The sequence below is a fragment of the Pseudothermotoga lettingae TMO genome (assembly GCF_000017865.1).
Lineage (GTDB): Bacteria > Thermotogota > Thermotogae > Thermotogales > DSM-5069 > Pseudothermotoga_B > Pseudothermotoga_B elfii.
Map to the genome: position 1 here is coordinate 165,646 of NC_009828.1, position 14,229 is coordinate 179,874.

At 38.7% G+C, this 14,229-nt stretch carries 17 protein-coding genes; 11 read left to right on the top strand and 6 right to left on the bottom strand.

Features of this window, described 5'->3' with window-relative positions; genetic code table 11:
• Positions 1–10 precede the first annotated feature (10 nt).
• The 10 genes from atpF to TLET_RS00880 are packed head-to-tail and all read left to right on the top strand — an operon-like array spanning position 11 to position 7,944.
• A complete protein-coding gene (gene atpF, locus TLET_RS00840) occupies positions 11–499 on the top strand; it encodes a F0F1 ATP synthase subunit B (protein WP_012002213.1) in 489 nt (162 codons plus the stop codon).
• A complete protein-coding gene (locus TLET_RS00845; protein WP_012002214.1) occupies positions 496–1,044 on the top strand; it encodes a F0F1 ATP synthase subunit delta in 549 nt (182 codons plus the stop codon). The genes atpF and TLET_RS00845 overlap by 4 nt, the downstream gene beginning before the upstream one ends.
• The gene (atpA, locus tag TLET_RS00850) at positions 1,045–2,556 is read left to right on the top strand and encodes a F0F1 ATP synthase subunit alpha (protein ID WP_012002215.1); all 1,512 of its coding nucleotides are present in this window, start codon (positions 1,045–1,047) and stop codon (positions 2,554–2,556) included.
• Positions 2,556–3,368: an ATP synthase F1 subunit gamma gene (gene atpG / locus TLET_RS00855; protein ID WP_012002216.1), complete on the top strand. Its 813-nt coding sequence runs from the start codon at positions 2,556–2,558 to the stop codon at positions 3,366–3,368. The genes atpA and atpG overlap by 1 nt, the downstream gene beginning before the upstream one ends.
• 7 nt (positions 3,369–3,375) lie before the next feature.
• Complete coding sequence (gene atpD, locus TLET_RS00860) at positions 3,376–4,791, top strand: F0F1 ATP synthase subunit beta (protein WP_028843544.1); 1,416 nt, start codon at positions 3,376–3,378, stop codon at positions 4,789–4,791.
• The gene (locus TLET_RS00865) at positions 4,788–5,156 is read left to right on the top strand and encodes an ATP synthase F1 subunit epsilon (RefSeq protein WP_012002218.1); all 369 of its coding nucleotides are present in this window, start codon (positions 4,788–4,790) and stop codon (positions 5,154–5,156) included. Before atpD ends, TLET_RS00865 begins: the two co-directional genes overlap by 4 nt.
• Positions 5,157–5,159: 3 nt before the next feature.
• Positions 5,160–5,324: a hypothetical protein gene (locus TLET_RS10910; RefSeq protein WP_154654497.1), complete on the top strand. Its 165-nt coding sequence runs from the start codon at positions 5,160–5,162 to the stop codon at positions 5,322–5,324.
• A 2-nt stretch (positions 5,325–5,326) separates the two neighbouring features.
• Positions 5,327–5,986 (top strand): hypothetical protein, encoded by a 660-nt coding sequence (locus TLET_RS00870; protein ID WP_041428356.1) that lies wholly within the window; start codon positions 5,327–5,329, stop codon positions 5,984–5,986.
• A complete protein-coding gene (hpf, locus tag TLET_RS00875; protein WP_012002220.1) occupies positions 5,983–6,516 on the top strand; it encodes a ribosome hibernation-promoting factor, HPF/YfiA family in 534 nt (177 codons plus the stop codon). Before TLET_RS00870 ends, hpf begins: the two co-directional genes overlap by 4 nt.
• Positions 6,517–6,531: 15 nt before the next feature.
• Positions 6,532–7,944 carry an Rne/Rng family ribonuclease gene (locus TLET_RS00880; RefSeq protein ID WP_012002221.1) on the top strand — a complete coding sequence of 471 codons (1,413 nt, stop codon included), beginning with the start codon at positions 6,532–6,534 and terminating at the stop codon, positions 7,942–7,944.
• On the opposite strand, the gene fliD is transcribed toward TLET_RS00880, so the two are convergent.
• Both fliD and TLET_RS00890 read right to left on the bottom strand, forming a co-directional pair.
• Positions 7,941–9,749: a flagellar filament capping protein FliD gene (gene fliD / locus TLET_RS00885; protein ID WP_012002222.1), complete on the bottom strand. Its 1,809-nt coding sequence runs from the start codon at positions 9,747–9,749 to the stop codon at positions 7,941–7,943. The genes TLET_RS00880 and fliD overlap by 4 nt on opposite strands.
• Before the next feature lie 5 nt (positions 9,750–9,754).
• Entirely contained in the window at positions 9,755–10,087 is a 333-nt protein-coding gene (locus tag TLET_RS00890; RefSeq protein ID WP_012002223.1) for a flagellar protein FlaG, read from the bottom strand.
• A gap of 178 nt (positions 10,088–10,265) precedes the next feature.
• On the opposite strand from TLET_RS00890, the gene TLET_RS00895 reads away from it, so the two are divergent.
• On the top strand, positions 10,266–11,543 hold the full coding sequence (locus TLET_RS00895) for a TolB family protein (RefSeq protein WP_012002224.1): 1,278 nt from the start codon (positions 10,266–10,268) through the stop codon (positions 11,541–11,543).
• Here TLET_RS00895 and TLET_RS00900 read toward each other — a convergent pair.
• From TLET_RS00900 to TLET_RS00915, 4 genes are read right to left on the bottom strand one after another with little or no spacing between them, the layout of a single operon-like run.
• Positions 11,476–11,934 carry a chemotaxis protein CheW gene (locus TLET_RS00900; RefSeq protein WP_012002225.1) on the bottom strand — a complete coding sequence of 153 codons (459 nt, stop codon included), beginning with the start codon at positions 11,932–11,934 and terminating at the stop codon, positions 11,476–11,478. The genes TLET_RS00895 and TLET_RS00900 overlap by 68 nt on opposite strands.
• A gap of 13 nt (positions 11,935–11,947) precedes the next feature.
• A complete protein-coding gene (locus TLET_RS00905) occupies positions 11,948–12,361 on the bottom strand; it encodes a biotin/lipoyl-containing protein (RefSeq protein ID WP_012002226.1) in 414 nt (137 codons plus the stop codon).
• Entirely contained in the window at positions 12,337–12,672 is a 336-nt protein-coding gene (locus TLET_RS00910) for an OadG family protein (RefSeq protein ID WP_012002227.1), read from the bottom strand. The genes TLET_RS00905 and TLET_RS00910 overlap by 25 nt, the downstream gene beginning before the upstream one ends.
• 9 nt (positions 12,673–12,681) lie before the next feature.
• Entirely contained in the window at positions 12,682–14,223 is a 1,542-nt protein-coding gene (locus TLET_RS00915) for an acyl-CoA carboxylase subunit beta (RefSeq protein WP_012002228.1), read from the bottom strand.
• Positions 14,224–14,229: the final 6 nt, after the last annotated feature.

Here is a 14,229-nt window from a genome sequence, read left to right on the forward strand (position 1 = left end):
AGGACTTGAAATGGGATTTGTTGAGCTCAACCTCACGGGTATTATTCAATTACTGAATTTTCTAATTTTACTGTTTGTTCTTTACAAATTTCTGTACAAGCCTTTCCTGCAAATAGCCGATAAAAGACGGGAAAAAATACAATCTGATCTTGCCAGTGCAGAAAAAGAGCTCAAAGAAGCTCAAGAGATGAAAAAGCAGGCTCATGATGCTCTTGAAAGCGCAAGAAAATCTGCAGATGGAATCATTTCAGAAGCAAGGCAGAAAAGCGAAGAGATCATAAACCAAGCTAAGGTCAAAGCCCGTGAGGAAGCCGAGAAAGTTTTGAATTCAGCTCGAAATGAAATTGAACGTGAGAAAAAACAAGCTTTACAGGAAATTGAAAAGAGAGCCGGAGAGATAGCAGTAACATTAGCACTTAAGATCCTGCAAGGAGTACTTGACGAAAAGGCAAAAAGGGAATATTTGATTAATATTCTCAATAAGGAGAAAGAAAAATGAGATATTCGCAGATTGCAGCCAAGTACGCCAGAGCTCTGTTAAATGTTGCAGTTGAATTGGAAAAAACAGAAGAATACGGGGATATACTTGCTGTAGTTGTTCAACTTTATCAGAAAGCAAAGCAATTTTTTGATGATCCAACAATTGGCGCAGCAGAACATGTTGATAGAATTACCAAGTTTATTAATCAAATAGGGGCTCATTTTGACAAGCCTTTCTGGAATTTTTTGAAAATAGTTTTTGAGAAAAGAAGGCAATCAGTGTTACCTGCCATTTTGCAATACTATAAGAACATGAAAATTGAATCTGAAATGAAAGTACCTGTCTTCCTTACAACTGCTTATGAGCTTTCTGAAGAAGAACTTAAAGTTATCACTGACTTTGTCAGGAAGTATACAAAAAGAAATCCTGTTTTTGAAACCAGAATTGATGAATCCCTGATAGCTGGTGTAGTTATAGAATGTGAAGGAAAAACCTTTGATGCTTCTGTGGCTGGAAGGATTAGAAATGTAACCCGCCATGTTCTTCAAAGAGAGGTGATGTAGTTGAGAATTAGCCCTGGAGAAATAACAAAGGTGCTCGAGGATAGAATAAAGGAGTTTAAAGAAGAGATAGACCTTCAGGAAACAGGAAGAGTTGTCCAGATTGGAGATGGAATAGCAAGGGTTTACGGATTAAATAGTGTTATGGCTGATGAACTTGTTGAATTCGTTGAGACCGGCGTGAAGGGACTTGCTTTTAATCTTGAGGAGGATAATGTTGGTGTTATTTTATTAGGACCTTATTCTCAAATAAAAGAAGGTCATATTGTTAAAAGGCTTAAAAAGATTATTGAGGTACCAGTTGGCGAGGAACTCTTAGGTAGAGTTGTGAATCCCCTTGGAGAGCCACTTGATGGTCTTGGCCCAGTAGAGGCTAAACATACGCGCAAGATCGAAATCAAGGCGCCCGGTGTTATATATAGACGTCCTGTGAACACCCCTCTGCAAACTGGGATTAAGGCTATAGATGCCATGATCCCAATAGGTCGTGGACAGCGAGAGTTGATAATTGGTGATAGGCAAACAGGAAAAACAGCTATTGCCATAGATACCATCATAAATCAAAAAGGAAAAGGGGTCTATTGCATATATGTAGCGATAGGACAGAAGACAGCCGCAGTTGCCAGAATAGTTGATAAGCTCAGAGAATTTGGTGCTATGGAATATACTACAGTAGTTGTTGCATCTGCTTCAGATCCTGCACCAATTCAATACATTGCTCCTTATGCTGGCTGTGCTATGGGAGAATATTTTATGTACAATTCAAAAGATGCTCTTGTAGTTTACGATGATTTATCAAAGCATGCAGCGGCTTATAGACAGCTATCTTTGCTTCTCAGAAGACCACCGGGAAGAGAAGCTTACCCGGGAGATATATTTTATCTGCATTCAAGACTTCTTGAAAGAGCTGCAAGGCTCGATGACAAAATGGGTGGAGGCTCTTTAACAGCGCTTCCAATAGTAGAAACTCAGGCAAACGATGTTTCTGCCTATATTCCCACCAATGTTATATCTATAACGGATGGTCAAATATACCTCGAACCCGGACTTTTCTATTCTGGATTCAGACCGGCTATAAATGTTGGATTGTCTGTGTCAAGGGTGGGAGGTTCAGCCCAAATAAGAGCTATGAAACAAGTTGCCGGAATGTTGAGAATAGATCTTGCGCAATTTAGAGAGCTTGAAACATTTGCGCAGTTTGCATCTGAATTGGATCCTGCTACGAGAGCCCAGATTGTCCGCGGGCAACATTTGCAGGAGTTACTCAAACAGGACCAGTACAGCCCACTACCAGTTGAAGAACAAGTTGTGGTTCTTTATGCGGGCGTTAGAGGATATTTAGATGAGCTTCCGGTTGAATCTGTGAGAAAATTTGAAAAGGAATTTCTTGATTATATGAGAACGTCTAAATCTTCCCTGCTCAAATTGATATCGGAAAAGAAAGAATTAACTCAAGAAGTGGAAGATGAGTTGAAAAAATCTATTCAGGAGTTTCTGGAAGGATGGCATGAATAATGAGCAGAGGAAAATTAAGATCGGTAAAGGCTCGCATTCAATCAACGTCAGCGCTGATGAAAATAACGCGTGCAATGGAAATGGTTGCCAGAGCACGTGTCAGAAAGTTAGAAGAAGGTTTCAGAAAAGCAAAAACTTTTGCCAGTTCTGTTGAAGTTCTGAAAGATCGAATAGATTTTTCCTCGTGTGATCATCCGTTTGTTATTGGAAGCGGAAAGCCTGTTCTTGTTGTTGTAAGTTCAGATATGGGTCTATGTGGATCATTCAATGCAGAAATCATAAGAGAAACTGAACGCAGACTTAAAGATTTTGAAATACTGATTACCGTTGGCAGCAAAGCAACGGCGCATTTTTCTTCAAACAAAAAGCTCGCAAAATCTTATCAGAGAATATATGAAACACCAGCATTTAATGTTGCAGCTGCTTTGATGGAGGATTTACTGAAGATATCAGGAAATGTACATATTATATATGGGAAATTTGTTAATAGACTTGTTCAAAGACCTACTTGTGTTCAACTTACTCCGATAGCTGGAGGAAAAAATATTGAGAGATATGAATATGAACCATTTTCAGAAGAGCTTGCCGCAAACTTTGCCAATTTTTATGTAGCCACAAAGATATTTTCACTTCTTTATGAAACAAAAGTCAGCGAGATGTACGCAAGGCAAAATGCCATGAGAAATGCTACGGAAAACGCCAGAGAGATGATAAGAACTCTCACTCTGGAATATAATAAAGCCAGACAAGCGTCAATAACACAGGAACTTATAGAAATTGTGACAGGCGCTGAAGCACTGAAGGAAGAGTAAGGAGGCGATTTCTTTGGCTGGAAAAGGATACATAGTCAGAATCATAGGACCTGTTGTTGATGTCAAATTTGATGAAAAGGAACTTCCAGACATATACAATGCTTTAGAAGTTACCAATCCTCAAAATGGGGAAAAACTGATCCTGGAGGTTGAACAACTTATAGGAGATAATACTGTCAGAGCTGTTGCTCTTGATTCAACTGATGGTTTAACTCGTGGACTTGAGGTAGTGGACACAGGTAAACCAATTGTTGCGCCCGTTGGAAAAGGTGTTCTTGGAAGAATTCTAAACGTTGTTGGAAAACCTATTGATGAAAAAGGAGATATACAGGCAGAGGATTACTGGCCTATTCATCGACCGGCACCGAAGATTACTGAGCAGAAAACAGAAATTGAGGTACTTGAGACAGGCATCAAAGTGATTGATCTGCTTGCCCCCTTTCCTAAGGGTGGTAAGATAGGTTTTTTTGGTGGTGCAGGCGTTGGAAAAACTGTATTAGTTATGGAGCTTATAAGAAACATTGCAATTGAGCAGAAGGGTTTTTCTGTTTTTGCAGGTGTTGGAGAACGAACAAGGGAAGGAAATGATCTGTGGCTTGAAATGCAGGAAGCAGGCGTACTTGAGAATACTGTTCTGGTATTTGGGCAGATGAATGAGCCACCAGGAGCCCGATTCAGAGTAGGTCTGACTGCTCTGACTATAGCTGAGTACTTTCGCGATGTGGAAGGCAGAGATGTGCTTTTATTTATAGACAATATCTTTAGATTCGTACAGGCTGGTAGTGAAGTGTCTGCTTTGCTTGGAAGGATGCCATCGGCAGTGGGTTATCAGCCAACATTGGCAACGGATATGGGAGAATTGCAGGAAAGAATCACTTCGACCCAGAAAGGGTCCATAACATCGGTGCAGGCAATATATGTTCCCGCAGATGACATAACAGACCCAGCACCTGCGACGACTTTTTCCCACCTTGATGCATCGGTGGTTTTATCAAGAAAGATTGCTGAGCTTGGTATATATCCTGCTGTTGATCCTCTTGATTCAACTTCGAAAATACTTGATCCAGCAGTTATAGGCTGGGAGCATTATCAGGTTGCAAGGGGTGTTCAGGAGGTTCTTCAGAGGTATAAGGATCTCCAAGATATAATAGCTATTCTTGGTATGGAAGAATTGACAGAGGAGGATAAATTGATTGTTCAGAGAGCAAGAAAAATTCAACGTTTTTTAAGCCAGCCGTTCTTTGTGGCTGAGAGATTCACAGGCGCAAATGGAAAATATGTACCCATATCAGAAACAGTGAAAGGCTTTAAGGAGATACTCGAAGGAAAGCACGATTCCTTACCTGAGCAGGCGTTCTTTATGGTTGGAACAATTGATGAAGCTGTTCAAAAAGCAGAAAGATTGAAAGGAAGTGCTGCATGATAGAGGTTGAGATACTCTCTCCTTCAACGGTTTGCTGGATTGGAAAAGCAAAATTCATGAGTTTCAGAACAGTTGATGGATCGATGGGGATACTTCCAAAAAGAGCACCTATTGTTGCTCAACTTGCAATTGACTACGTGAGAGTCGTTACGGAAAGTGAAGAAAAAACCTTTGCTACGTATGGTGGATATATTCACTGCGACGGTCAAAAAGTAACAGTTGTTTCAAGCATTGTTGTTCCTGTGGAAGATCTGGACCCACATGTTTTCAAAAATGCTCAGGAAAGGGCGAAAAAGCTTCTGGAGTATCAGGATCAACTTTATAGAAACACGAAAATTGAAGCAGATGTGAGGGCAGGAAAGTAGAATATGCCATATTTTCTTGCGATAGGTGGCATAGGATTGCTGGTGGTTTCTATTTTGATTTTTCGAAAAACTTTTTCTGAGATCTCAAAAGAAATGCTGCTTGTTGTTTTGCTCTGCGTTGTTCTTGCGATCATATCAATTATGGCAGCACTTTTGAAGGGGGGATGATTGTGGAAAAATTTGTATTGCCATTTTTTAATAGGAAAACTTTGCCGTCATCTGATTTTTATTCTTATTCTATGCTGATTTTTTTCATTTCCAATATTTTGGGATTGATTGCTTCAATAATAGTTGTTTCTGCTGATTATCTTTTAGCCCTTTCTGCCAATCGTTTTCTCGGATTAACGCAGGGAATGTCGATTTTCTCTGGTTTATCACTGCTTTTTGTTGTGATCAGGTGGAGTTTTGTAATAAAAGAACTTCGCAGAGAACTTATCGAGAAGATACCTGAATATGCAAGTATTGCGATTAGATCAGATGAAACTCTGATAAATCTTGGAACGGCTGTTACGACTGCTGGGTTGGTCATAAGTCTGTTTGTACCTTTTGGGTTTCTGGTAACTCTGGTTGGGTTAAGCCTGGCATATTATTTTTTCTTTAACTCAATGAAGGAGTACGAAAACGATGAACTGATATTTTTCTCAAAAATGCCAAAGATAGCTGAGTTCTCCAAGACGAAAATTTTTAACTTTGAAGTAGATGCTAATGTGATTATTTATTCTTTGATAACACTTTTTGGATATCTTACCTTCCATCAAGAGCAGTACATATCTTCCGTTGAGAGCTATGTAAAATCAAGGAAGCAATTACTTGAGGAGGTGAGCGTGTGAATTACATTTTTTCAACCAAAGGTTTTGACTCTTCACCAGCGATAGAAGAGTATTTGGAGAAGAGATTTCAAAAAGTAGATCGTGTTTTAAAAGAAAATGATATCGTTTCCGCCGAAATAAGAGCAGAGAAGGATGCAATTAATTATGTTTTGAAGGCAAACATAAACTTCAAAGGCAATATCATTGTGGTCCAGGAAAAAGATCCGGACCTTTACACTGCTATTGATAGATTATCTGATGCGCTTGAAAAAAGGGTTAAAAAGATCAAATCAACTGTTCGTGAAAGGCACAGAATGCCTGTCGAAAAGATTCCCAGCATCAGTGATACATATGAATTCGAGGAAGAGGGATCAGAAGTTTATGAAGCAAAAAGAGTACCTTTATCTGTTATGCCACTCGAGGAGGCCATTCTTCAATTTAAAACTATGGAAAGGCAGTTTTTTGTGTTTAGAAATTCAGAAACAAACGAGATAAATTTGTTGTATATACGAAAGGATGGAAAAATAGGATTGTTTGAATTTGTAGACTGAGATGTGGTGAAAAACATGGCTAATCAACTTGTGATAAATATTCAGGAGGAAAAGGTTAATGTCGCCATACTCTCTGATGGTGTTCTCCAGGAGATCTTTAGTGAAGAGGATGAGTCGCTTTCTGGAAACATATATGTCGGTCGAATTGAAAAAATTATTCCAGGTTTAAATGCGGCTTTCGTAAATATAGGCGGAAATCGCAATGGTTTTTTAAAGCTGACAGATATTACAAAGCAGTATATATCCGAAGTGACCAAGAGTCCCGTGAAAGAGGGTATAAAGATTTTGGTGCAGGTGAAACATGACGCAATAGGCACTAAAGGTCCTCAATTGACAGGAAAAATATCCTTAGCCGGAAGATTCTTGGTATATTTTCCCCTCTCAAAAGTGAGAGGGGTTTCTAAAAAAGTTCAGGAACCAAAAGAGCGTGTGAGACTTCAGGAACTTTCAAGGTCACTCGCAAAGAATGATGGTGTTGTGATAAGAACTGCCGCGGAATTCGTACCAGAAGAATATGTTGCAGAAGAGTTTAATCAACTCAAATCAGAATGGCGGAAAGTCCTTCAAAGCTTTAAAAGGGCGAGAAAAATAAAGCTCCTCAGACGTGAGCCGACAACTGTTGATTATATTCTCCGCGAGAGATTAAACAAAGATATAGATGAGGTGCATGTGAATACTCGAGAAATTTACGAAAAGGTAAAAGAAGTCAGCAAAAGACTTGCTAAAAAACCGATGATCTATTTTTTTGAGGGAGATTTATTTGATAAGCTTTGCATATACAGTCAAATTGGGCAACTTCAGGAAAGGATAATCCATTTACCCAGTGGAGGATACATAGCTCTTGACACAACTGAAGCAATGACAGTTTTTGATGTGAATTCAGCGAGCTTTGTCAGTGAAAAAAATCATGCAGATCTTGCTTACAAAACAAATGTTGAGGCGGCTTACGAAATAGCGCGCCAGCTGCGCCTGAGAAATATAGGTGGTATAGTTATAGTCGATTTTATCGATATGCCATCGAAAACTTATTATGATAGATTGACTAAGGAACTACAACAGGCTATAAGAAATGATTCTGCACATATCGAGTTAATTGGATTTACAAAACTTGGGCTTCTTGAAATGACCAGAAAAAGGAGATCGCCTTCGATAGATCAGTTGCTCTTTTCCGGTTGTCCAATTTGCAAAGGTACAGGCAGGGTTGTCTCACCGCATATAGTAGTAAGAAGAGTTATAAACGAACTCTCTAAGATAGAGAATATATCAGAATATTCTTCAGTAAAGGTGATTCTTCATCAAAGACTATCTGGCTACACTGAAAAAATAAAGAAATCCTTATCTTCAACTATTGTTGAGAAAATTCGCTTCAGTTTTGAAGGCAGCAATCCTGGAGATTTCAGCGTTGTTTTCACGAAAAAGACATCTTAACTGCTTGAGCTACTCGAAGATATCTGTGAAAGATATGAACTTTGAGCTTGCATTTGAGCTATAATTTGTTCCATGGTCGCGAATTTGCTCCACAGGTCCTCTTCCTTTTTCTGGATTCTCTCAATCCAGTCTGCAAGTTGTTGAGCCAGTACGCGTTTTTCTCTGTTTATACTTCCGTTCAGACCAGCAACCTGGTCAATTTGCCCTCCGTATTTTGTCAATTCCTTGACATATTGCTGAATTTGCTGAGCAAAGCCTTCGGTATTTTCTTCATTCTGACCGAAAAATTCCCAGATTGCTTCTGGATTCTCTTCTATTTTCGATCTTAGCTTATCTTCATCTATTTCCAATTTTCCCACGACCATATTCTCATAACCGTATGAACCGGTACTGATTCCAATTTCCCACAGATACTTGATTTCTCCAGGCATACTCGTGGTAATGTAGTTTCTTAATTTATTAAAAACAGTGCGCAAGAAAGAGTCATTATTCAAAATTCCTTGCATTTTTTCCTCTTCTGTCATTTCTTCTTCATCTTTGTCTGTAACTTCGGTTTCATTCAGCTTTTCATACAAATAGCTCATTATATCATTCCATTGATTGACAAATTCCTTTATTTGCTCCACTGTAGCATCAACATTGTTTTCAACAGTGATTGTTTGAGTGGATTCTGATGTGTTCTGAACATCAATAGTTAGGCCGTTGTATTTAAAGCTATTGGAAGACGAATATAGGTCTGTCCAGTTGACATTGTCAGTACTTATCTGAACATGTGCGGAACTACCGACATTGAAAGTGGATGTATCCAAACGCAGCAATTGGGAAAGTCCACTACCTCCGTCATCTATAGATATAGTGTTTGCGCCAGTTGAATCTGAGGTCAAAATTAATTTGTCACTATTTTCATCGTATCTTGCAGTAACTCCAGCATCGCTGTTATTTATAGCGCTTATGAGTTCAGAAAGAGTTGTAGTGGTTGTGAAAGATATGCTCACGTCATTTATTGAAATTTGACCGTCATTCAATGACAAACCACGATAAGATGCTATATCACCCAGTTTTTTGTTAGCCGAAATGGCACCTATATGTGCTGTACTCTGCATTGAATAAGTTGACCCGTTCAACTCTACAGGGGCATCAACAAGATTGAAAACTTGCATAAATGTTCCCTGGGTCTGTCTGATTGCGAAAGCTTCATCGCTTGTTATATTTAATTTTCCATCGGAGAAAATCACATTTCCTGATCCAAAAATTGTTTCAAACTTAGCTATGATGTCATCTATTGTATCAGTCGTGCTTATTGATAAATCATAAGTGCTTGATCCTTTCTGCACCTTAAGCGTAGAATCAGCCGGGGTGTATCTGTACATAAGGCTCGAAAAAGTTGCAGAAGAACTTATATTATCGGGACCTATAGTCCCACCGCCAGTGAGAGAGCTTCGTGTGGCTAAGGAAAGAACCTTGACATAATAAGTTCCATTAGCAGTACTGGCATTTGCTGAGGCTGAAAGAATTGTAGAACTGGTTTCCACATTTTTTGATAAAAGATTCGATTGAAGTTTAAAATTGCTTAGAAAATTCATAAACTGCTCGAGTTTATCATCGAGTTGCTGGTATGCTTTTTGTTTCAAATCAAGCTGCTTATATTTGGTATTTAATCGCTCAGCTGCTTCAATATCGGTTGCAAGCAATGCATCAATAATAGAGGAAGTATCCAGACCTGAAAATAATCCTCCAAACTGAATTCTACTTGACGAACTTTGATAATTATAATTTATAGTGCTTGCTATTGATGACAGATCCAATTACATCACGCCCTTTCATCAAAAAGAATTCCTATTAATTCTTGAAGATTTTTTGCTATTTTCACAGCTACTTCTGGTGGAATTTGCCTGATTATCTCACCGGTTTCAGTATTTTTGATCTTGATTATTATCATATTCAAATCTCTATCTATTGTAAACTGTGCTTCTGCTTTTAGAAAGCTTCTTATTTTCTCGAGAGATTTCTCTATGCCGTCAAGGACAGTTTCTATATTTGTTTTATCGTAATTTTCCCTATTTTTGATATGAATTTCAGCTTGGGCAGTTTTTTGCTGTGGGACATTATGAGTGTTAACATCGTTTACAGGATTAATTCTCATTGCGCCACCCCCAAATATTTTCATCTATATTATTAATCGTCCCAATAAATAAATCCTTTAAGATATCTTGAGAAAATCTCACATTTTCTAATTATAGAACTTTTTGAGATTTTATCATAAATATATAAAAATGATTTTGGGATAAATGGATAAGCAGATCTGGTATAAAATATAAATTATGAGACGATTTATCATAGCTTTTTTACTCTTTTGCTTTTTTGTATGTGGTTTATCAGGTGTTCAACTCAAAATTGAGTTTAAATCTTCAGCAGATACCAAAATTCTCGTTGAAGATGTGTCAAAGGTAATTTCTTCTCTTTTGCCGGAAAAGACATATTTGGAAATAACGCTTGATGGGTCGAATCTTCTGGCAACAGGAGATTCAACGCAAATTGACACAGTTTACGAACTAACTTTTATCGCAACTTATGATGCTACTCAAAATAAATACAATGCTTCCTGGTATGATCAAACACAACTTGCTTATTCGTGCTCTTACTCACCTAAGGATCAGCGACCATATTCAGATTTTGTTAGAGAGTGTGCACATTATCCTCTTGAAAAAGTTTCTCTCTGGCTTCTTAAAAACGATCAATTTGAAAAATACCTTCGTATTACATATCACCCATCCGTTGATGAATATGGTAGCTTCAGCCCGGATGGAAAATATTTTGCGTTTATAACAGACAGGCTATCGGGTAATCGAAACATAGCCTTGCTTGATTTGCAAGCAGGCAAGATTACGGTCCTGCCTGTAGCTGGAAGCAGCGAATATTTTCCAAGATTTTCACCTGATGGAAAACGTTTACTGTTTCAAGGGTCTCTCCATGGATTCTGGAACATATATGTTATGCCATTAGAAAATTATTCAAAAAATATTGTGTTGATTTCAGCTGGAAACAATCCTGCTTATAATCCCTGCTGGTATGATGATGGGACAGTTCTCTATGTTCAGGATAGCGAATATGGGAACCGGCTTTTGCTGAGCACAATTGCCAAAAAAAGAAAACAGATAGAAATACCTTATCCCTTTGAAATGGTTTTTTCTCCGACAGTTTATAAAGATACCATTTATTTTGTAGGGTTGAAAGAATCTGATTTTGGGATATATGCGTTAACCTCGGATGGAACTGTTACTGTTGTGGAAAACACAGTTTTTAATGAACACGATCCTGCAATATCTCCAGATGGTAGATATCTTGCTTATTCATGCAACATAACCGGTTACTATACAATATGGGTAAAAGATCTGTTTACTCAAGAAAAATGGTGCATTACGCAGGATATACCGCACGACGCTTTTTATCCAGTTTTTTCACCGGATGGTAAGGTTGTTGCGTTCAGCGTTTATGAAGGAAATTTTGAACCGGATATATGGTTTGTTAGATTCAGGCCAGTTTCGTCAACCCTTCAAGCTGAATCTGTTCCTCGCTCGTCAAGAGCTCCTTGCCATTGAGTATGATCAACAGGTCTTCTTCAAATTTTGCTATACCCAAGACAATATTTGTTTTTGTTTTACCAAGATCTGCAGGGGGTTGTTCAATCTGTTTATCTGTTATGGTAAGTACTTCGTGCACCTGATCAACAAGTAAACCAATCTTCCTGTCGTCCAGATTGATGACTACGATTTTTGAAGATGGAGCTCTGTCTGTAATTTTCATCTTGAATTTCTTCTTCAAATTTATGATTGGGATCACATTGCCACGGAGATTCATAATCCCCTCCACATAATCAGCAGATTCAGGAATTTTTACGATCTTCCCCATTTCGACAATGCTATCAACGCTCATTATATCCAAGGCAAATTTTTCTTCTCCAAGTAAAAAACTGACTACCTTAAGTTCCATATTTGTCCCTCCTTTAATCTATCTGCAAAAGGATCTGCCCAGTTTCCACATTGTCCCCTTCTTTGACGAGTACTTTTGTTACCGTACCATCGTGATCAGATAAAATATCGTTTTCCATTTTCATGGCTTCAAGGACTATAAGCTTTTGCCCTCTGGTCACCTTTTGCCCTTCACTTACATGAACTTTAAGTATCAGTCCAGACATTGGTGATTTAATCTCGACACCACTGACTGTTGCAGATGGCTGAGCAGGCTGAGGTTCTATCCGTTCAGGTTTACTATGTTCAATTACGGTTTTTTCAGCGGATTTTTCTACTGGAATTGTCGATTGTCGAATAATTGGTTGCTGCACGCCTGATAAGCCTATCTCCTCAACTTCAACTATATACTCTTTACCGTTAACTACCACCCTGAACTTGCGCGCCATCTTCTCGCTCCTTTCCAACCATATCTTCTCCATTGCACAGTTCTGTCATCGAATGAATAATTTTTTGACAGATGAATTGATTTGATCTTGACAGGTTCTCCAAAAATTTCATTTATCACTGCCGATATGATTGCAATGTGTGTATCATCGTGTTTTTCAACTGTTTTCTTCTCATCAGCTGTTTCTGATTTTTTTTGTTTTGTTTTTGAGTCTCTCGATAAAAATTCCATCAGACGAAAGATGGTATAAAGCACAACAAATATAGAGAAAACTGCCGTTATACCGACTAAAACATAAGTAGCGAGAGACATCTGATCACCTCACAAGGGGATATTACCATGCTTCTTCTTTGGCAAGGAACGGACTTTCGTTTGACATATATCTATCACTTTAATAAGCCAATCTCTGGTCTGCCGTGGATCAATAACGGCATCAATATATCCTCTTGAAGCAGCAACGTACGGATTTGCAAATGTCTCTTTATACATTTGAACGAGTTCTTTTCTTTTTTCTTCAGGGTTTGGTGCACTTTCTATATCTTTTCTGAATATAATATTTGCAGCACCCTCTGGGCCCATTACAGCTATTTCAGCTGTTGGCCAGGCTGCAACAAAATCCGCTTCAAGATGCTTACTTCCCATAGCAATGTAAGCCCCTCCATAAGCTTTTCTGAGTATTACAGTTATTTTTGGCACAGTTGCTTCACTGTAAGCATAAAGCAATTTTGCCCCATGCCTTATTATTCCTCCATGCTCCTGCTGGACACCAGGTAAATATCCTGGTGTGTCAACAAATGTAACGATTGGTATATTGAAAGCGTCGAGAAATCTTATGAATCTTGCGGCTTTGTCTGATGAATCTATATCTAAAGCACCCGCCAGGACTGATGGCTGGTTTGCAATTAATCCTACACTTTTTCCAAAGATTCTTGCAAAGCCAACCACGATATTTTTGGCGTAGTGTTTGTGAACTTCAAAAAAACTCCCCTGATCTACTACAAGGTTTATGACGTTGCGCACGTCGTAGCCTTTATTTGATTCTACAGGTACAGTAGAGAGTATCTCTTCACTTATGGTAGTTTCATAATTTCCAGGTATGCACTCTGGTTCTTCAAGGTTATTTTGAGGTATATACGAAAGAAGCTTTCTGACGATATTTACAGCATCCTGTTCATCGGAGGCAAGGAAGTGGGCATTCCCGCTTTTAGCATTGTGAACATATCCACCACCAAGATCTTCCTGACTTATTTCTTCTCCAGTTACAGCTTTTATAACATTCGGACCTGTTATAAACATCCTTGATGTTTTGTCAATCATCACTACGAAATCAGTTATTGCTGGCGAATAAACCGCTCCACCTGCACAAGGTCCGGCTATCAGTGTTATCTGTGGTATCAATCCAGATGCAATTGTATTTCTGTAAAATATTCCACCGTAACCGTACAATGAATCGACGCCTTCCTGAATTCTTGCACCACCTGAGTCATTGATACCTATCAGCGGTATTCCAAGTTCCATTGCAAGATCCATAATCTTCATAATTTTCTTTGCATGCATCTCTCCCAAGGAGCCACCCATTACCGTGAAATCCTGTGAAAATATAGCTACAGATCTACCATCGATTCTTCCTATACCCGTTACAACTCCATCAGCCGGAAGGTCTTCTTTATCCATGCCAAGCAATGTTGACCTGTGCCTGACAAATTTGTCAATTTCAACAAATGAACCGGCATCGAGCAACAAACTAATTCTCTCGCGAGCGGTGAGCTTCCCCTGGGCATGCTGTTTCGCTATCCTGTCATCTCCCCCGCCTTTTTCAATGTGTTGGTCGAGTTGATGAAGTTTATTTATGAATTCTTCCATTTTCAC

Bases quoted from the DNA above. Each gene is read 5' to 3' on its own strand.
- TLET_RS00910 (WP_012002227.1), bottom strand. From the start codon at position 12,672: ATGTCTCTCGCTACTTATGTTTTAGTCGGTATAACGGCAGTTTTCTCT.
- TLET_RS00905 (WP_012002226.1), bottom strand. From the start codon at position 12,361: ATGGCGCGCAAGTTCAGGGTGGTAGTTAACGGTAAAGAGTATATAGTT.
- atpF (WP_012002213.1), top strand. From the start codon at position 11: ATGGGATTTGTTGAGCTCAACCTCACGGGTATTATTCAATTACTGAAT.
- TLET_RS00900 (WP_012002225.1), bottom strand. From the start codon at position 11,934: ATGGAACTTAAGGTAGTCAGTTTTTTACTTGGAGAAGAAAAATTTGCC.
- TLET_RS00895 (WP_012002224.1), top strand. From the start codon at position 10,266: ATGAGACGATTTATCATAGCTTTTTTACTCTTTTGCTTTTTTGTATGT.
- atpG (WP_012002216.1), top strand. From the start codon at position 2,556: ATGAGCAGAGGAAAATTAAGATCGGTAAAGGCTCGCATTCAATCAACG.
- TLET_RS00915 (WP_012002228.1), bottom strand. From the start codon at position 14,223: ATGGAAGAATTCATAAATAAACTTCATCAACTCGACCAACACATTGAA.
- TLET_RS10910 (WP_154654497.1), top strand. From the start codon at position 5,160: ATGCCATATTTTCTTGCGATAGGTGGCATAGGATTGCTGGTGGTTTCT.
- TLET_RS00865 (WP_012002218.1), top strand. From the start codon at position 4,788: ATGATAGAGGTTGAGATACTCTCTCCTTCAACGGTTTGCTGGATTGGA.
- TLET_RS00880 (WP_012002221.1), top strand. From the start codon at position 6,532: ATGGCTAATCAACTTGTGATAAATATTCAGGAGGAAAAGGTTAATGTC.
- TLET_RS00890 (WP_012002223.1), bottom strand. From the start codon at position 10,087: ATGAGAATTAATCCTGTAAACGATGTTAACACTCATAATGTCCCACAG.
- TLET_RS00845 (WP_012002214.1), top strand. From the start codon at position 496: ATGAGATATTCGCAGATTGCAGCCAAGTACGCCAGAGCTCTGTTAAAT.